The sequence below is a fragment of the Gymnodinialimonas ceratoperidinii genome (assembly GCF_019297855.1).
GTDB lineage: Bacteria > Pseudomonadota > Alphaproteobacteria > Rhodobacterales > Rhodobacteraceae > Gymnodinialimonas > Gymnodinialimonas ceratoperidinii.
In genome coordinates this window covers 2,087,328-2,105,163 of the sequence record NZ_CP079194.1, presented here as the reverse complement: position 1 = coordinate 2,105,163, position 17,836 = coordinate 2,087,328, and the positions used below count along the sequence as shown (strand labels likewise).

General features: G+C 63.8%; 17 protein-coding genes. 8 read left to right on the top strand and 9 right to left on the bottom strand.

What is annotated here, in order from left to right; all coding sequences use genetic code 11:
- Nucleotides 1-55: 55 nt before the first annotated feature.
- The 5 genes from ntrX to dusB form a co-directional block, all read right to left on the bottom strand.
- Entirely contained in the window at nt 56-1,453 is a 1,398-nt protein-coding gene (ntrX, locus tag KYE46_RS10245; RefSeq protein WP_219000528.1) for a nitrogen assimilation response regulator NtrX, read from the bottom strand.
- Nucleotides 1,450-3,672, bottom strand: coding sequence for a sensor histidine kinase NtrY-like (locus KYE46_RS10240; protein ID WP_219005085.1), 2,223 nt, complete (start codon nt 3,670-3,672; stop codon nt 1,450-1,452). The genes ntrX and KYE46_RS10240 overlap by 4 nt, the downstream gene beginning before the upstream one ends.
- Before the next feature lie 132 nt (nt 3,673-3,804).
- Entirely contained in the window at nt 3,805-5,184 is a 1,380-nt protein-coding gene (locus KYE46_RS10235) for a response regulator (protein ID WP_219000527.1), read from the bottom strand.
- A gap of 92 nt (nt 5,185-5,276) precedes the next feature.
- Entirely contained in the window at nt 5,277-6,344 is a 1,068-nt protein-coding gene (locus tag KYE46_RS10230; RefSeq protein ID WP_219000526.1) for a two-component system sensor histidine kinase NtrB, read from the bottom strand.
- Nucleotides 6,341-7,327: a tRNA dihydrouridine synthase DusB gene (gene dusB, locus KYE46_RS10225; protein WP_219000525.1), complete on the bottom strand. Its 987-nt coding sequence runs from the start codon at nt 7,325-7,327 to the stop codon at nt 6,341-6,343. The genes KYE46_RS10230 and dusB overlap by 4 nt, the downstream gene beginning before the upstream one ends.
- A gap of 180 nt (nt 7,328-7,507) precedes the next feature.
- Here dusB and KYE46_RS10220 point away from each other — a divergent pair, with 180 nt between their 5' ends.
- The 4 genes from KYE46_RS10220 to KYE46_RS10205 all read left to right on the top strand — a co-directional run bounded on the left by KYE46_RS10220 (nt 7,508) and on the right by KYE46_RS10205 (nt 10,954).
- Nucleotides 7,508-8,674, top strand: a complete 1,167-nt coding sequence (locus KYE46_RS10220) for a bifunctional 2-C-methyl-D-erythritol 4-phosphate cytidylyltransferase/2-C-methyl-D-erythritol 2,4-cyclodiphosphate synthase (RefSeq protein WP_219000524.1) — start codon at nt 7,508-7,510, stop codon at nt 8,672-8,674.
- Entirely contained in the window at nt 8,671-9,156 is a 486-nt protein-coding gene (locus KYE46_RS10215; protein WP_219000523.1) for a phosphatidylglycerophosphatase A family protein, read from the top strand. The genes KYE46_RS10220 and KYE46_RS10215 overlap by 4 nt, the downstream gene beginning before the upstream one ends.
- Nucleotides 9,153-9,617, top strand: a complete 465-nt coding sequence (locus KYE46_RS10210) for a CinA family protein (RefSeq protein WP_283095192.1) — start codon at nt 9,153-9,155, stop codon at nt 9,615-9,617. Before KYE46_RS10215 ends, KYE46_RS10210 begins: the two co-directional genes overlap by 4 nt.
- A 152-nt stretch (nt 9,618-9,769) precedes the next feature.
- Nucleotides 9,770-10,954, top strand: coding sequence for an ammonium transporter (locus KYE46_RS10205; RefSeq protein WP_219000521.1), 1,185 nt, complete (start codon nt 9,770-9,772; stop codon nt 10,952-10,954).
- Between the two features lie 86 nt (nt 10,955-11,040).
- On the opposite strand, the gene KYE46_RS10200 is transcribed toward KYE46_RS10205, so the two are convergent.
- On the bottom strand, nt 11,041-11,493 hold the full coding sequence (locus KYE46_RS10200; protein ID WP_219000520.1) for a type II toxin-antitoxin system RatA family toxin: 453 nt from the start codon (nt 11,491-11,493) through the stop codon (nt 11,041-11,043).
- An 85-nt stretch (nt 11,494-11,578) separates the two neighbouring features.
- Between KYE46_RS10200 and hpt the strand changes: the two genes are divergently transcribed.
- The 3 genes from hpt to KYE46_RS10185 all read left to right on the top strand — a co-directional run bounded on the left by hpt (nt 11,579) and on the right by KYE46_RS10185 (nt 13,667).
- Complete coding sequence (gene hpt, locus KYE46_RS10195; protein ID WP_219000519.1) at nt 11,579-12,118, top strand: hypoxanthine phosphoribosyltransferase; 540 nt, start codon at nt 11,579-11,581, stop codon at nt 12,116-12,118.
- Nucleotides 12,119-12,269: 151 nt separating this feature from the next.
- Entirely contained in the window at nt 12,270-12,746 is a 477-nt protein-coding gene (locus tag KYE46_RS10190) for a c-type cytochrome (RefSeq protein WP_219000518.1), read from the top strand.
- A 12-nt stretch (nt 12,747-12,758) separates the two neighbouring features.
- Nucleotides 12,759-13,667 carry a cytochrome c gene (locus KYE46_RS10185; RefSeq protein ID WP_219000517.1) on the top strand — a complete coding sequence of 303 codons (909 nt, stop codon included), beginning with the start codon at nt 12,759-12,761 and terminating at the stop codon, nt 13,665-13,667.
- A gap of 14 nt (nt 13,668-13,681) precedes the next feature.
- On the opposite strand, the gene lipA is transcribed toward KYE46_RS10185, so the two are convergent.
- From lipA to KYE46_RS10170, 3 genes are all read right to left on the bottom strand, one after another.
- Complete coding sequence (gene lipA, locus KYE46_RS10180) at nt 13,682-14,635, bottom strand: lipoyl synthase (protein WP_219000516.1); 954 nt, start codon at nt 14,633-14,635, stop codon at nt 13,682-13,684.
- 594 nt (nt 14,636-15,229) lie between these two features.
- The gene (locus tag KYE46_RS10175) at nt 15,230-15,937 is read right to left on the bottom strand and encodes a hypothetical protein (RefSeq protein ID WP_219000515.1); all 708 of its coding nucleotides are present in this window, start codon (nt 15,935-15,937) and stop codon (nt 15,230-15,232) included.
- 221 nt (nt 15,938-16,158) lie between these two features.
- Nucleotides 16,159-17,298: a DUF6456 domain-containing protein gene (locus tag KYE46_RS10170; RefSeq protein WP_219000514.1), complete on the bottom strand. Its 1,140-nt coding sequence runs from the start codon at nt 17,296-17,298 to the stop codon at nt 16,159-16,161.
- 208 nt (nt 17,299-17,506) lie between these two features.
- On the opposite strand from KYE46_RS10170, the gene KYE46_RS10165 reads away from it, so the two are divergent.
- Nucleotides 17,507-17,749: a DUF6477 family protein gene (locus tag KYE46_RS10165; RefSeq protein WP_219000513.1), complete on the top strand. Its 243-nt coding sequence runs from the start codon at nt 17,507-17,509 to the stop codon at nt 17,747-17,749.
- Nucleotides 17,750-17,836 lie beyond the last annotated feature (87 nt).

The following is a 17,836-nucleotide window of genomic DNA, read 5'->3' as shown; positions in this document are numbered from 1 at the left end:
GAGGGTTGGAAACCAATCTTTGACCCTGTGCCGCGCGGGCGTGCCGGCAGCCCGCCTAGCCTTCGCTTACTTGCGCCACGCGCGTGCCGGCCTTGGAGGTCGTCACCACGCCGAGGGATTTCAACTTCCGGTGCAGGGCCGAGCGTTCCATGCCCACGAAGCTCGCGGTGCGCGAGATGTTTCCGCCGAAGCGGTTGATCTGCGCCATGAGATATTGCCGCTCGAACAGCTCGCGCGCCTCGCGCAGCGGCAAGGTGGTGAGCGACGCCGAAAGCGCCATGTCGTCCTCGCTGGTGGGCGCTTCCTCCTGGCCGGGAAGATCGCGCGCCTCGATCGGGCCTGTGCCCTCGCCAAGGATCATGACCCGCTCGATCACGTTCTTCAGCTGCCGCACGTTGCCGGGCCAGGACATTGTCTGCAGCATGGCGCTGGCGTCCTCGCCCAACTCGCGCGCGGTAAGGCCCTGTTCGCGATTGAAGAGGTCGATGAAGTGGCGCGCGAGTTCCGGCACGTCCTCGCGCCGATCCTCCAAGGAGGGCACTTCGACCGGGACGACGTTGAGACGATGGAACAATTCCTCACGGAAACGGCCCTCCGCGATCTCGACGGTCAGGTCCTTCGTCGTGGACGAGATGACCCGCAGATCGACCCGCACCTTGGCGGTGCCGCCCACACGGGTGAAGCTCTGGTCCACCAGCACCCGCAGAATCTTCGCCTGGGTCGCAAGCGGCATGTCGGCGACCTCGTCGAAATAGATGACGCCGCCGTGGGCCTGCTCCAACAGGCCCTGCTCCACGCCGCGCTGCTGGCTCTCGCGGCCGAAAAGGACCTCTTCCATGTGGTCGGGCTGGATCGAGGCGCTGGAGACGGTCACGAAGGGCGCATCGGCGCGGTTGCTCTCGGCGTGGATGTAGCGTGCGGCGACCTCCTTGCCCGTGCCCGGCCCCCCTGTCAGCATCACGCGCCCGTTCGACTTGGTCACCTTGTCGAGCTGGCTTTTCAGGGTGCGGAACGCCGAGGAGCTTCCCACCATGTCCGCCGACCGCGTGTCCTGGCGCCGCAGCGAGACGTTCTCACGCCGCAGACGCGAGGTCTCCATCGCGCGTTTGATCACCACCATCAACTGGTCGATGTTGAACGGCTTCTCGATGAAGTCGTAGGCGCCCTGCTTGATCGCAGCGACGGCGATTTCAACGTTGCCGTGACCCGAGATGATGACCACCGGCACTTCCGGGTTGTCGCGCTTCACATGGCCGAGGATGTCGATCCCGTCCATGTTGCTGTCCTTCAGCCAGATATCGAGGATCATCAGCCCCGGCTGGCTCTTGTTCAACTCGGCCATCGCCTCGTCGGAATTCCCCGCCATGCGGGTCGAGAACCCCTCATCCTGCAAGATGTCACAGATCAATTCACGGATGTCGCGTTCGTCGTCAACGACCAGAATATCGCTCATGTGGGTTCTCCATTACTGTCGGGAAGACGCGGCAGGATGATGCGGGCCATGGCGCCGGGATGCGCGCCGTCGCTGAACGGCTCCGCATCCTGCAAGACCAGCGTTCCGCCGTGCTCTTCAATGATTTTCTTGACGATCGGCAGGCCTAGGCCAGTGCCCTTGTCGCGCGTCGTCACATAGGGTTCGAATAGTTTCGAGCGGTCCGGCGGCAGGCCGATCCCGTTGTCGGAAATCTCGATGCAGATCACCTCGGGCGTCAGGGTGACGTCCACCTTGATCTCCGGTTCATGGCCTTCCGGCTTCTTCTTTTCGTAAAGGCTTTCAATGGCTTCGCCGCCGTTCTTCAACAGGTTTGTCAAAGCCTGACCGATCATCGTGGCGTCGACTTCCGCCAGCACCTCGCGGTCGGGAATATTGGTCGTGAAGTGAGTGTCAGGCTGACCGGCACGTTGCAGCATGACAGCATTGTTCAACAGTTGAACCATATCCTCGCGGCGGGTTTCGGGCTCGGGCATCCGGGCGAACTTCGAGAACTCATCGACGATGCGGCGCAGATCGTTTGTCTGGCGCACGATCACCCCTGTCATCTGCTCAAGCGCTTCTTTATCTTCGCCTTCCAACATTTTGGAAAACTTGCGCTTTATGCGTTCTGCCGAGAGCTGGATCGGCGTCAGGGGGTTCTTGATCTCATGGGCAATGCGGCGGGCCACGTCTCCCCAAGCGGCCATGCGCTGTGCGCTGACCAGTTGGGTCACATCGTCGAAGGCAACCACGTAGCCTTCCAACTCACCCTTGTCGTTGCGCCGCGTCGCCATGCGCACCAGCAGGCTTTCCTGCTTGCCGCCTCGGGTCAGCTTGATCTCTTCCTGAACAGCCTCGGCCGCCGTGCTCTTCAGCTTCTCGAAGAGCGCGGCGAACTCCGGCACGGCCGCTTCCAAGGTCAGCCCGCTGTCGCGCTGCTCCACCAAGGAGAGCAACCGCCGGGCCGAGCGGTTCATGAAATCCACGCGGCCGCCCTCTTCCAGCCCGACCACCCCGGCGGTCACCGACGAAAGCACCGAGTCGAACAGGCGCCGCGATTCCTCGGTCGCGGCGTTCTGCTCCACGAGCGTCTCTCGCTGGCCTTTCAACTGGCGCGTCATCTGGTTGAAGAGGCGCCCCAACATCGCGATTTCGTCGTCCGAGGTTTCTTCGCGCACCCGCACGTCAAGATCACCCTGCCCCACGCGCTGCGCCGCGCCCGCCAGTTGCCCCACGGGCCGGGACAGACGCTCGCCGAATGACAGGCCGGCCCAGATCGCGGCGAGGATCATCAGCGTCGCGAAGCCGAGGTAGAGCAGCGCGAAGTCGAACAGCAGCCTGCCGCGATCTTCCTCCACCTGCCGGTAGAGCCTCACGGTCTGCTCGGTCTCGTCCAACAGGGCGATGATCTGGCCGTCTACCTCTCGCGAGATATAGAGGTAGCGATCGGGGAAAGCGGCGAGCCGGAACAGGGCGCGGAATTCGTTCTGGGCGCGGTCCTCGGTCAGCACCACCTCGCCCTCCGCCGCAGCCGCCAGGTCCTCCGCGCTCGGGGCGTCGTAATCGAACAGGTAGGACCGCGCGCCCCGCGCCCGGATATTGCCGGCGCTGTCGATCACGAAAGCCTCTCGCAACCCGCGTTGGATCTGGCTTTGCCCGGCGCTGAGGACTTGCCGCAGATCACCGTCGGACAAAAACGGCGTCGTGCGCCGGTTGATGTTCAAATAGGCCGCCAGCGCACGGGCGTCCTGCTCCAGATCGTCCCGGTGCTCCTGCTGGTAAGCCACTGCCGCGTCAACGGAATTTCCAAGCGCGGTGGAGACCCGGTCCGAGAACCATCCCTCCAACCCCATGTTCACCGACAGGACCGCGAGAACGGCCACGACGACGGTTGGCACCAGCGCCACGACGCCGAAAATCGCCGTCAGCCGCAGATGCAATCGCGAACCCGCCGATTGTGCGCGGCGCGAGGCGACGATCCGCGCAACCTCGCGCAGGACAAGGGTTGCCACGACAAGAATGTAGACGAGGTCGGCCATGATCACGAGGCGCAGGCCGGGGCTGTCCGTGACCTCTGCCAATGGTCCGAACGCGAGGAAGGTCGCCAGCGCCAGCACCGGGGCGAGGATCACCAGCCCGATGGTGCCAAAGCTCCGCAACTGCCTGTTGCGGCGCAACAGACCGATGCGGTCCCACATTGTCAGATGATCGCCCGTACCTCGGGCGGATTCGTCCACCACTCGCAACCCCCAGTTCGCGCGTTTTTCCGGCCTGACAGGACCGTTGCACCTCCGAGAGCCTGTTCCCGAAGTGCCACGCGTGTTGCGATATTACACCAGTTTGCGGCGGCGTGTCACGCGAATATCCAGATCGGTGATCTTTTTGCGCAAGGTATTGCGGTTGATCCCAAGAAGATCGGCACATTTAGCCTGATTTCCCGCGGTCGCATCAAGGGCGATTTCGATCAAAGGAGCCTCAACTTCCCTTAAAATACGCGCGTAGAGGCCCGGCGAAGGCAAAACGCCGCCGTGCAGATCGAAGTAACGGCGCAGGTGTTTCGCGACCGACGCGCTCAGCTTGTCGCCTTCGCTGGAGCCAGACATCAGCGGCTCGATCTCGGGCTGCGAGCCGAGCACGGCTTCCACCTCGGCGCGGGTGATCTCGGCCACCTGGGCGGTCACGGTCAGGCGGCGGATCGTGTTTTCCAACTGTCGCACGTTCCCGGGCCACGAATAGGCGCGCAGCAGGTCCAAGGCCTCGCCGGAGAGCCGCCGCGCGGCCGCGCCGTCACGCTCTGCACGGGCGAGGAAATGCGCGGCCAGCAGCGGGATATCGTCGACCCGTTCCCGCAGGGCCGGCACTTCGATGCTGACGCCGCCGAGGCGGTAGAAGAGGTCCTGCCGAAACTCCCCCTGCTCCATCCGCTCCGCCAGATCCTTCTGGGACGTCGCCATGATCCGCGGATTGGCAGGCGGCATGGCGTCGAGCATGCGCACGATCTTCGCCTGCGCCTCGTCGTCCAGATCGCTGACTTCCTCGAACAGGATCGAGCCGCCCTTGGCGCGATTAAAGATCGTCGAAGGCCCGTCGGCCCCCATCAGATCAGCCCCCGTCGCGACCACGAAAGGCAGCGTCCGCCGGTCGGAGAAATCGTGAATGGCCCGCGCGATCAGGGACTTGCCGGTGCCGCTTTCGCCGGTGACCATCACCGTCAGATCGCTGTTCATCACCCTTGCGACAAGGCGGTAGAGCGCCTGCATCGACGGGGTGCGCCCGACCATCGGCAGTTCATCCCCGACGGCGGCCAGCGCCGGATCCGTGCTTGGTGCCGCAGCAGGCTTGTGACGCTTCTGGTCCAGAGCCCGCGCGGCGCGCTTCATCAGATCGGGCAGGTCGAAGGGCTTCGGCAGGTAATCATAGGCGTCCTTTTCGGTCGCTTGGATCGCCGTCATGATCGTGTTCTGAGCCGAGATGATGATGACCGGCAGCCCCGGCCGCCGCTGGTTGATCAACGGCAGGGTGTCTAGCCCGTTTCCGTCGGGCATCACGACGTCCGAGATCACCAGATCGCCCTTGCCCTCGTCCACCCACCGCATCAGCGTCACGAGGCTGGAGGTCGCGTGCACCTTGCAGCCCGCGCGGGTCAGGGCTTGGGTCAAAACGGTGCGGATCGTGCGATCATCATCTGCGACTAATACGGTTCCGTCCATGAGTCAGGCGCCTTTTGTTCGGTTTGTTGTCAGTAGCTTGAGGCGTTTGCGGCGAGCGCTGCCGGGCCACGAGCCCATCTTAAATAAGATGCTCATTGCGCCTCCTTCGGCGCGACCGGCAGCGATACGCGAAACGCGGTGCGGCCCGGCTTGCTCTCGACCGCGATCCAGCCGTCATGCTCCGCCACGATCTTCGAGATCAGCGCGAGGCCCAGTCCGGTGCCGTTCTCGCGGCCCGAAACGAAGGGCTCGAACACGTCCTGCTGCAGTTCCGGCGCGATGCCGGGTCCGTCGTCGATTACCTCGATCTGAAGCGGCGCCGCTGTCCCCGTGCCGTCCGCGCGCCGCACTTTCAGCGAGGCCTCGTAGAACGTCTTGAGCTGGATTCTGCCGCCGGACTTGCCCGCCTCGGCCGCGTTTTTCAACAGATTTACAACGACTTGCTGCAACTGGTCCGGATCGGCCCAGGTCGGCGGCAGGGACGGGTCGTAGGCCTCGGAGATGACCATATGGGACGCGAAGCCCACCGAGGCGGATTTCCGCGCGCGATCCAGCACATCGTGAATATTGACCGCGCGCCGTTCGGGCGGGCGCACGTTGCCGAAGTCTTCCACCTGCTCGAGCAGCTTCAGAACGCGCCGGGTCTCCGCCACGATCAGATCGGTCAACTCCCGGTCCTCGGCATTGGCGTTCATCGAGATCAGCTGCGCCGCCCCGGTGATGCCCGCGAGCGGGTTCTTGATCTCGTGGGCCAGCATCTCGGCCATGCCGATCGCGGATTTCGCCGCGGTCTTCGACGACATCGCGCGGCTCATCCGGCCTACGAGTTCCCGGTTTTCCAACAGCACGAGCACATGATCGGGGCGATCAGCGAGGGGGCCGATCTGAATGTTGCACGACACCGGGCGGCGGCTTCCGGTGCCCACGTCGACGCCGTTCACGAACATCGGCGTCTGCGCCGCGCGGACGCGGGCGACGCTCTCGCTCAAATCGGGCTCCACCGTGATTTTCGTCCAGGCCAGATGACCATCCAGCGCCCGGCTCGAAGCATTCAGAAACGTCTCGGCCATGGGGTTCACGTCACGGATACGATCCTCCGCATCAAGGATCAGGGCCGGCGTGGGCAAGGACGCCCAAAGCGCTGACGTCGTCACACTCATGCGGCGGCCATCCGGTCCGTGGGCGTGAGCGCGTCGGCCAAAAGACGCAGGACATTCGCCGGCACCTTCTCGGTCAAGACGCGCTTGCGCAGGCTGGCCTCGGTGCCGACATGATCCATGTACCACCCGAGGTGCTTGCGGGCGACGCGGCTGCCCAGATCGGCGCCATAGAAGCTCAGCATTTCCTCGTAATGGTCCGAGACCATCGTGGTAAACGCGTCGTCCTGTGGGACGTCCGGGGCCGCGGCGCCCCAAAGCGCCGCCCCGATCTGCGCCAGCAACCACGGCTGTCCCTGTATCCCGCGCCCGACCATGACGCCGTCGGCGCCTGAGCAGCGCAAGGCCTGCGCGGCCGCGGGCGCGTCGGTGATATCGCCGTTGGCGATCACCGGGATCTCCACGGCGTCCTTGACCGCGCGAATGGCGTTCCAATCGGCGGTCCCCTTGTAGAACTGGCACCGGGTCCGGCCGTGGATCGTGATCATCTGGATGCCCGCCGCCTCTGCCCGTCGCGCGAGGTCAGGCGCGTTCAACGTGTCATCATCCCACCCCAGACGCGTCTTCAGCGTAACAGGAACGTTAACGGCGTTAACCACGGCTTCGATCAGGCGCAGCGCATGGTCCAGATCGCGCATCAGCGCCGAGCCGGACAGGCCGCCGACGACCTTCTTGGCGGGACAGCCCATGTTGATATCGATGATCCGCGCGCCCTGCCCTTCGGCGATCCGCGCGGCCTCGGCCATCCAGTGCGCGTCGCGCCCGGCCAGTTGAACGGCGGTCGCCTGCTCCATGAACCCCAGTTCGGCGCGCGCGCGGACCGAGGGCTTGGCCTCCACCATCTCCTGGCTCGCGACCATCTCGCTCACCACCAGACCGGCGCCAAAGCTGGAAACGAGCCGCCGGAACGGCAGGTCCGTAATCCCCGCCATGGGCGCGAGAAGGACCGGAGGGGTCAGGGGTATGGTGCCAAGCGTGACAGGCAAAAGGCGGCTCCTTGAGGAATTGGGTTTCTGGTAGTCCTCGCAGGCCGCGATGACAAAGGTGGGAAGGCGTCATTTTGCATGGATCGGCGCAGTTGCACAATAATTAGGCACATGCGGCGCATTTTTAGGCAGGTGATCAAGCGATTGTGCCAGTGCGGGTTTGGGCCTAGACCCTTGGGCATGACTGATTTGCCCCCCTCCGATGGATCGCCCAAGGCCTGCGCGCTGATCGTCGCGGCCGGGCGTGGCACTCGCTTGGGTGGCGGAATCCCGAAACAATACAGGGACTTGTGTGGCGAGCCGGTGATCTCCCGGACCATCCGGGCTTTCGACACGCACCCGGCGGTGACAGAAATCGTCGTCGTGACCCATGCAGACGATCGGGACATCTTCGACACCTGCTGCCCCTCCACGCAAACGCCTCTTCGTTTGGCACTCGGCGGCGCGACGCGGGACGACTCCGTTCGCGCCGGCCTCGCGATGATCGAAGACTGTGACCGCGTTCTGATCCACGATGCTGCACGACCGCTGATCAGCCGCGCCGTGATCGACGGCGTGCTGAATGCGCTCGACACCCACGAGGGCGCCGCCCCTGCGCTGCCGGTGACGGATGCGCTTTGGCGGGGCGAGGAGACGGTCGAGGGAGTTGCTGACCGCACCAACCTGTGGCGCGCGCAGACACCGCAAGGTTTCCACCTCGACGCGATCCGCGCCGCCCATGCCGCCCACGACGGGCCCGCCGCCGATGATGTCGCTGTCGCGCGCGCCCTCGGAATGAAGGTGGCAATCACGCCCGGCTCGGAGGACAACCTCAAGCTGACCGCCCCCGGCGACTTCGAGCGGGCCACCGCGATACTGGAGAGAGTGATGGATATCAGGGTCGGAAACGGTTTCGACGTGCACCGGTTCGGGCCGGGCAATCAGGTCTGGCTGTGCGGCGTCTCGGTGCCCCATGACCGGGGCCTGCAAGGCCATTCCGACGCCGACGTGGGCCTGCACACGGTGACGGACGCCATCTATGGCGCGCTGGCCGAGGGGGATATCGGGACGCATTTCCCGCCCTCGGACCCCCAGTGGAAGGGCGCAGAGAGCCATATCTTCCTGACCCACGCCGTCGATCTGGCCGCCTCGCATGGGTTCACGATCTCGAACGTGGACCTGACGCTAATGTGCGAACGTCCCAAGATCGGCCCCGTGGCCGCAGAGATGCGCGCCCGTCTGGCCGAGCTTCTGAGGATCGAGACCGCGCGCGTTTCGGTAAAGGCGACAACAACAGAGAGGCTCGGGTTCACGGGCCGGGAAGAAGGGATTGCGGCGATGGCCACGGCAACTTTGGTGCGCAAATGATGCGCGCGATCACGACATTCGGCGGCGTCGGCCTGTTACGTCCGGCACCCGGAACCTGGGGCAGTCTCGCGGGACTGATCGCGGCGGTCCTGCTGCACATGATCGGCGGCTTCTGGCTGCTCTTCGTGGCGACCTTTGCGGTGACCGCCTTGGGCTGGTGGGCCGTGCAGGCAGAGGTCGGTGACAACGAAGACGACCCCTCGGAAATTGTAATCGACGAGGTCGCGGGGCAATGGGTGGCGCTCTGGCCCGTCTCCTTCGGTGCCGCCATGATGGGTGCCGATATCCTCGCGCTCTACCCCGGGCTGATCGCAGCCTTCGTGGTCTTCCGTCTGTTCGATATCGCGAAGCCCGGCCCGGTCGGGTGGGCGGACCGAAAGCACGGCGCCTTCGGGATCATGGCCGATGACCTGATTGCCGGATGGCTGACCGCGATGGTCGTGATGGTCCTCGCGGTCTTTGCGCATCTGGTGTTGATGTGAGTGTTAACGTCGTTAACGCCCTGCGCGCGCGCGGTTGGATGCTGGCGACGGCCGAAAGCTGCACCGGCGGGCTGATCGCGGGCGCGGTCACGGATGTCGCGGGGTCCTCGGCGGTCTTCGACCGAGGCTTCGTGACATATTCCAACGCCGCGAAGACCGAGACGTTGGGCGTCCCCACTGAGCTGATCGAGGCCCATGGCGCCGTCAGCGAAGAGGTGGCCCGAGCCATGGCAGAGGGCGCCTTGACGCGCTCTGACGCGCAGGTCGCGGTTTCGGTGACGGGCATCGCGGGACCGGGCGGCTCGGAGCACAAGCCCGAGGGCCTCGTGTGTTTCGGCCTCGCCACGGCGGCGGGCGTCCGGTCGGAAACCGTCGCGTTCGGCGCATTGGGCCGGGCCGAGGTGCGCCGAAAAACTGTGCAACATGCCCTGTCATTGGTCGAATTGGCGGCGCAGGGTTAGCCCAAGGTTCGGGCAACACGTCCCCGCAGTGCCTATTTTTCGGGCAATCGCAGAACCGCCCCTCTTTTCAGCACGGAATTCACGCACCGCCTCTTTTTCTCGCGCGTTGAACCCGCTCTTTCGCAATGAAACGAAGCGAGAGGACCGTCAGAATGAACGGAGCAGACACCGCATGGATCATCGTCGCAACGGCGCTGGTTCTCTTCATGTCATTGCCAGGACTGGCACTTTTTTACGGCGGCCTCGTTCGGGCGCGCAACGTGCTGAGCGTGTTCATGCATGTCTACGCCACCGCCTGCGTGATGAGCATCCTCTGGCTGGCCCTCGGCTACTCCATTGCTTTCGGCCCGGGCGACGGCGGCTTTTGGGGCGGGCTCGACCGCGCGTTTCTTAACGGCGTTAACGCGGAGACCCTTTCCGGCACCCTGCCCGAGGTTCTGTTCTTCGCGTTCCAGATGACCTTCGCGATCATCACGCCGGCCCTTATCGTCGGCGCCTATGTGGAGCGTATCGGCTTCGGCTTCGTGCTTCTGTTCAGCGGGCTCTGGATGCTGGTCGTCTACGCCCCCGTCGTCCACTGGATCTGGGGCGGCGGCATGTTGTCGGACGGCGGCATCTTCGGCGAGATCGGCGTGCGCGATTTCGCGGGCGGTATCGTCGTGCACGAGACGGCAGGCCTCGCCGCGTTGATCCTCGCGGTGATGTTGGGGGCGCGGAAGAACCGCACCACGCCCCCGCACAACCCCGGCATGGTGATGATCGGCGCGGGCATGTTGTGGGTCGGCTGGTTCGGCTTCAACGGTGGCTCGCAGTTGGCAGTCGATGGCGGGGCCGCCATGGCGATCACCGTCACGCATATCTCGGCGGCGGCGGCATCGCTCACCTGGGGTCTGTGGGAAAAGGTTAAATACGGTAAGGTTTCGCTCGTCGGCGTGGTGACAGGCACGATCGCGGGCCTCGCCTCGATCACGCCGGCCTCGGGCTTCGTCGGACCGGTCGCGGCGCTGATCATCGGCTCGGTCGCGGGCATCCTCTGTCAGGAAGCGGTCAATTTCATCCGCAACAAGGCGCGGGTCGACGACACGCTGGACGTCTTCGCCGTCCACGGCGTCGGCGGCATCTTCGGCACGATCATGATCATCTTCTTCGCAGATGACGTGAGTGCGCTGGCCCAATTCGGCGGATTGGCGGTGGTGGGCCTCTATACCTTCGTGATGACGGTGGTCATCGCCAAGCTGGTGAGCCTTGTCACCCACCTGCGGGTGGACGCGGAAACCGAGGTCAATGGCCTCGACCTGACGGTCCATGGAGAGCGCGCCTACGACATGACGTCCTGATCGTTAACGACGTTAACGAAGCGCCCGGGTCTCGCTCGGGCGCTTCCCATTGCCAGCACGTTATCGAAGACGGCCGCGACGCCCGTTCAGGCGCCCGGCCCGTAAAGCGCCGCAGCCCGTGCTTCGAACGCGCGCACGATGCGCTGCATGGCATCCATGAAGAACAGCCCCGCCGCGCCCTGCAACAGCCTGTTCTTGAACTCGAAATCCACCTTGAAATGCACGTTGCTTCCGGTCGGCGTATCCTCGAACTCCCAATTCGAGACGAGGTATTTGAACGGCCCGTCGACATACTCGGTATCAATCTTCTTCGCGTCCTCCCAAAGCGTGACCCGGCTCTGGAACCGCTCTCGGAACATCTTGAAGCCCACGACCATATCGGCGTGCATCACCTTATGGTCGCCCACCTCCTCGACCGAGAGCACGCGGGTCGCGATCGTCCAGGGGATGAAGTCGGGATACTTGGCCACATCGGCCACGAGGTCATACATCTGCTGCGCGGTATATGGCAGCGCGCGGGTTTCGGAATGGCTTGGCACGGGCGCCCTTTCGGCTTTTACCTTTGGGGACCATGTCATAAAACGGACGCAGGAATTCAAGGCACCACAAGGATTTGGGGGCGAAATGGCGCAGCAGGGCTACACGGTCGAGCAGATGATCTCGGCCAAATCCATCGCCGCTCGGATTGAAGATCTCTGTCGGGAAATCGAAAACGCCTATGCCGACACCAGCAAACTGGTCGTCGTGGGGTTGCTGCGCGGCTCCTTCGTGTTCATCGCCGATCTGGTGCGCGAGCTGGACCTGCCGGTGGAGGTCGATTTCCTAGAAGCCTCAAGCTACGGCGACGGCATGGAGAGCTCGCGAGAAGTGCGTATTCTCAAGGACTTGCGCGGCGAAATCGGCGGACGTGACGTGCTCGTGGTCGAGGATATCGTCGACACCGGCCACACGCTGACCCATGTCGTGGCCTTGCTGAACCAACGCAAACCCAACCGGCTGAAAACCATCGCGCTTCTCAACAAGAAGATCCGCCGCGAGGTGGATATCGAGGCGGATTGGGTGGGATTCGAGATCCCCGACGAGTTCGTCGTGGGCTACGGCATCGACTACGCGCAACGTAACCGAAACCTGCCCTTCATCGGCCGGGTCCGGATGGAAGACTGACGCCTCTGCTCTGCGCCTCTGGGCCGGGTCCCCTGCAATCGCGCAGAGACATGGTTCGCGAACGCACCGAAGCGTGAGTTGACAGACTGCCAGCGCCCCGTACGCTCGAAAGTGCCACGTTATTTTGTCCGTAGCCATTTTGGAGCCCGCCATGCAGTCCACGCTGAAGAACGCCATTCTCGCGCTCACCACCGCCGCCACCGCCGCGACGTTTGCCGTCACCGCCCATGCCGATGGGCACGAGAACCCGGCCGTGAACGCCCGTCAGGGCTACATGCAGTTGATGTCTCTCAACATCGGCGTTCTGGGTCAGATGGCGCGGGGCAACACTGAATACGATGCAGAAACCGCCCAAGCCGCCGCGAACAACCTGCTGACGCTCAGCCAGATCGACCAGCGCTTCATGTGGGTGCCCGGCACCGACACCGAGAACATGGAGGGCACGCGCGCCCTACCCGCGATCTGGGCCGACGACAGCCGCGTGATGGAAATCATGGGTGAATTCAACACCGCCGCCGAGGGTCTTGCCGCAACGGCGGGCGATGGGCTGGACGCGCTGCGCGCCGGTCTGGGGCCCGTGGGGTCGGCCTGCGGCGATTGCCACGACGATTACCGTCAGCCGCAGTAAGGCGCGGTTGCCGTGCGGCGCCTCATCGGCATTGGCGCGGCTCTGGCCGTGCTCGGGCTCGGCCTCGCGTGGGTGCTGACCCGGCCTACCCACATCACCGAGGCCGAAGTCGCGGAGCTGACCGGCGATGCCGAGGCGGGTGAGGCTGTGTTCTGGGCGGGGGGCTGCGCCTCGTGCCACGCGGGCGAAGAGGCCGCGGGCGAGGCTCGGCTGCTGTTGTCCGGCGGGCAATCCTTCCCGAGCGACTTTGGCACCTTCAGGGCGCCCAATATCTCGCCACATCCGGAGCAGGGCATCGGCGACTGGACGCTGGCGGAGTTTCTGACGGCGCTCCAAAACGGGATCAGCCCCGAGGGCCAGCACTATTATCCCGCCTTCCCCTATACCGCCTACCGGTTGGCCGAACGCCAGGACCTCGCCGATCTCTTTGCCTTCATGCAGACCCTGCCGCCCTCGGACGCGGCGTCCCTGCCCCATGACGTGGGCTTTCCCTTCAACATTCGCCGCGCCGTGGGCTTCTGGAACCTCCTGAACCTTCGGGATGGCTACACGGTAACGGCCGAGCTTCCGGAAGACGCCGCGCGGGGGCGCTACCTTGCAGAGGCCTTGGCGCACTGCGGCGAATGCCACACCCCGCGCGACATGCTCGGCGGGCTGGACCGTTCCGCATGGTTGAGCGGGGCGCCGGACCCCAGTGGGCGCGGCACGATCCCGGCGCTGACGCCTGATGAGCTGGACTGGTCAGCCTCGGAAATCGCGGCCTATCTCACCGATGGTTTCACGCCGGAGTTCGACAGTGCGGGCGGCCACATGCGCTCGGTCATCCTGAACCTCGCAAACCTGCCCGACAGCGACCGCGCCGCCATCGCCGCCTACCTTGGCGCGCTGCCGGCGCAGCCAGAGAGCAGCGCAAACCCCTAAGATTGCAGTAGGCTTTACCGGCTCGCCAGTCTCTCCAACCGGTTCGCCCGCAGCCGCGCGAAGTCGTCGCCCGCGTGGTAGGAGGAGCGCGTGAGCGGCGTGGCGGAGACCATCAGGAACCCCTTGCCCCAAGCCGCCTTCTCGTAGCTGGCAAATTCCTCGGGTGTCACGAAGCGATCCACCGCGTGGTGCTTCGGCGTCGGTTGCAGGTATTGGCCCACGGTCATGAAATCCACGTCGGCAGCGCGCATGTCGTCCATCACCTGCATCACCGACTGACGGTCCTCGCCCAGACCGACCATGATGCCGGACTTGGTGAAAATCGTCGGGTCCAGCTCTTTCACCCGCTGCAGCAGGCGGAGCGAATGGAAGTAGCGCGCACCGGGGCGCACCTCGGGGTAAAGGCCGGGCACCGTCTCGAGGTTGTGGTTGAAGACGTCGGGCTTGGCAGCCACGACGATTTCCAGCACCTCGGGGGCGGCCTTGATGAAATCGGGCGTCAGGATCTCGATGGTGGTGTCGGGAGAGCGGCGACGCACGGCGCGGATCGTCTGGGCGAAATGCTCGGCCCCGCCGTCCTCCACGTCATCGCGGTCCACGGACGTGATCACCACGTGGTTCAACCCGAGCTTGGCGACCGCATCGGCGACCCGGCCCGGCTCGAACACGTCGAGCGCTTCGGGCGGCTTGCCGGTCGCGATGTTGCAGAAGGTGCAGGCGCGGGTGCAGACCTCGCCCATGATCATCATCGTGGCGTGACCCTGCGACCAGCACTCGCCCACGTTCGGACAACCTGCTTCCTCGCAGACCGTGGTCAGCTTGTGCTCGCGCATGATCGAGGCGGTCTGCTTGTAGCCTTCACCGACCGGGGCCTTGACCCTGATCCAGGATGGCTTCTTTGGCTGAGGATTGTCCGGGCGCCGCGCCTTTTCAGGGTGGCGTTGTTCAGGAATCTTCAGATCACGCATGGCTGCTCACTCTCCTCCGTCGCGCCTTGTCTACCGCAATTCCAGGGAAAGGCCACGGCCCAAATCCGCACATCCGGCTTGAACGGCACGCATGACTGAGGGGGATTTGGAGACTCGGGGGCTTCGACGCAGTGCGGAGGGGGTCGCTGGCAGTGGGCCGTTAGCAGAAGGGCTGTTGTGGTGTCCGGAACGCGTCGGATTCAATTGTGGCGATTTTCAGGCAGGCGTGTCGAACAATTCGCTAATTTCCGCCAGATTGTTGCCTCAATTAATTTACCATTCGGAAAAAGATGGAAGGATTGCCAAATCGAAAAACCCAATACTCTTCATTTCGGATTCAAGACAACAAGTATACACCTCGGATTTACGATGTTTCTTTGATCGGACGCTCAGAAACAAATGCTACCCTGATCAAATGATCATTTACGGAAGCTCGCGATTTTAATCGTCCGATAAATTACGGCACTTCCTAATTTTGATCGTCCGATAAATAGCAGCCTATCGCCGGCCACCCGCCACGGGAAAGAGGCGACAATTCGCGCCGCCTCTTCTTTGGGCTTTCGTCTATTTCATGCCTCCGAAAGAGGCAGAGTGTCAATTCAGGATATTGATCCCGACAACCTCCAGAGACAGTCCGGAGTCGCCGCCAACTTCCACCTCGGCCAGCGAATGGCCACCCAGGTCAGCATCGACGCCCAAGCCGCCGCTGTCGCCCGATCCCACCGTTACATCAGCGAGATCATGGCCCGCCAGGTCGGCGTCCACGGACAATCCGGAGTCAGACCCCGCGACAGTCGCGTCGAGCAGATCGTGGCCGCCAACATCCACGTTGGCATTCAGGATCGTGCCGTCGTGCCCAAGCAACATCTGGCGTGTGCCCGTTGCTGCACTGACCTGAACCAAGGAACACGACTGCGTTGCGCCGTTGGTCAAATCGATGCACGCATCCGCCCCCAACCGTCCATTCCGCAAGGCCGAAGCCGTGACAGTCAGTGTTCCGCTTGCAGAGTTTCCACCGTCAGAGCCGCCGGGCGAACCGGGGTTGCCGGGGTTGCCGCCACCGGTTCTGGAGCGTGTGATTTGCTGGCGATTGTCTCCGTCGCCCTCACCGATGCGGTTCATCAGGCCTTGGCACGCTTGAAAGATCCGCGGTCGTACGAGCGAGCGATCCATTTGCAAGATACTTCTGCACTCCGACGCCGACAAAGTCGTTTGCGCGTTCACCGCCGAAGTTCCCATTACTGTTCCGCCGGCAATCAAAAGCACACCCAGAACATTTCGAGCATTACTGTAAGTCGTCATTAGTAGTCTCCTTTCAGTAGGCCCCCACAATTAATCAAGCTACGGGATTGCGAAATGGTTCCAATAAAAATTCAAGCCATTTCAATTCCCGGCGACTTTCCGCCGTTTCGTTCTCCATATTCATTAGTTACAATTTTCAATACCATCAGGTCAGTCTCGTAACGTAATAGGAATGCAAGAATTGAACGCGCGATCATTCCGTAGACGCGGGAATTGCAGACTCACTCACAGGTTGCCGGTTTGAATCCGTAAGCCGCCTCGTAATGCTGCAGAAGACGCTGCAACCCGATCTTCAGAACGACCTTGCCGGAACGGGCGGACCAACCCAGTCGCTTTTCAGCGGATTCCAATCCTTCCAGAAAACAGCAGACCCGCATCACCACATCGGCAAGCCCGGGTCCGAGCGCATCGAGCGCGGCAGAGACCCGCTCCCGCGCATCGCGGGGGCCCTCTCCGATACCGCCGTCCGACAAGAATCCGCCCCGGTCCGAGCCCGTCAGGAACCGGTCCCAGTTCTGCCCCACCCGCGGGCCCATCTGCGCCCGCTCGAAATCCTCGCGCAATCGCTCGCCCGCCTGCACGAGGTCCGCGCCCAGAAATGGCTTCCCGTCCGAGCCCTTGCGCCGCGCCAGCCCGGCAAGCGGCGATTCCGAGAGGTTGACGCGCAGGCTCTGGCGTCGCCCATCTGCGCCCTCAACCTTGCGCGTGCCCCAATTGGCGTGCTGCCCTTGAAACGCGCTCGGCCCCTCTGCAAAGCCCGCGCCGCCCATGCGACGCTTGCGGTCTTCCTCCAGCAGGCGTTTCAGCGCCGTCTTTCCTACGGACGTGATGGCATAGCGGGCCAGCTTCCCGCCCTGTTGCACGCAGGAGATCCAGTCCTTCACGGCGAAGGCCTGCGCAATCCGGCGGTCGACGACGGCGGTGCGGGTCTGGTCGCCCGCCGGCCCCTGTCGCAGCACCACGGCCTTGTCCATATCCTGCGCCACGGCGAGGATCGCGCCGGTCTCGCAGAGGCGACGGAGAATGCGGCGGGCCTCGCGGGTTACGAGGGCTTCATCGTTGGGGGGCGTCCGTATCGGGGCAGTCATGCACCTGGTCTCCTTGTTCGTTGTCCGGTAGCGACGCGGGCCGGGCTCCTCAGCCAGACGGTCGAGCGCCTCATTGATCAGTAGGTCATCGCGCAGGGTTTCGACCTGACGCACCCGTCGGCAAACCGTCGAGGGCGATTGCCCGGCCCGCTTCGCGATCTCACGCATGGGTTCACCCGTTGCCACATGAGCCAGGTATTGATCCGCCGCATCGGGCAGCCATCCCGGCTTCTTTCGGCTGATGCCTTGTCCATTCTGTACGTCTGGTGTCATGGCCTCCGGCCCTTCGAGTTGCTTGAGAACAGCGACAAAATTCCGCCTTATTGATTACAGAAAGGTTAAAATCTGTGGATAAAGCTAAGATTGTTTCCAAACCGTAAACAAACGGGAAGGCACCGCGCGCATGTTTGCCCTCCGACGCAACAGGTGGGTGCGCCGGGGCAATCTGGGGATCGGATTTCAGCTTGTAGGAGCCACTCCCATGACCGATCTCACCACTCACCTGTCGCAGATGCACCGGCCCGGATTGCTGGTGAAAGCCGCGACTTTGGCCTGTGTTACAGGGGATGCGCACCGCCGCGCCAAGCGTCGGCCGGTCGGAAAACTGCTGGCGGAAGAGGAGATGCTGAACGCCGCGCGGCTCGGCGGCGGCATAGGGTATTCCCCCACCCGACACGTGCAGGTGATGAGCGCGCTGCTGGCGGCGGCACGGGGTGTCTCGTAGACACTTTTAGCAAAACGCGCGGCGTTAAGGATTTTGCCGAAAATGTGGATAACTGCCCCGGCGGTGGCCGGCGCAAGCCCCGAGTCG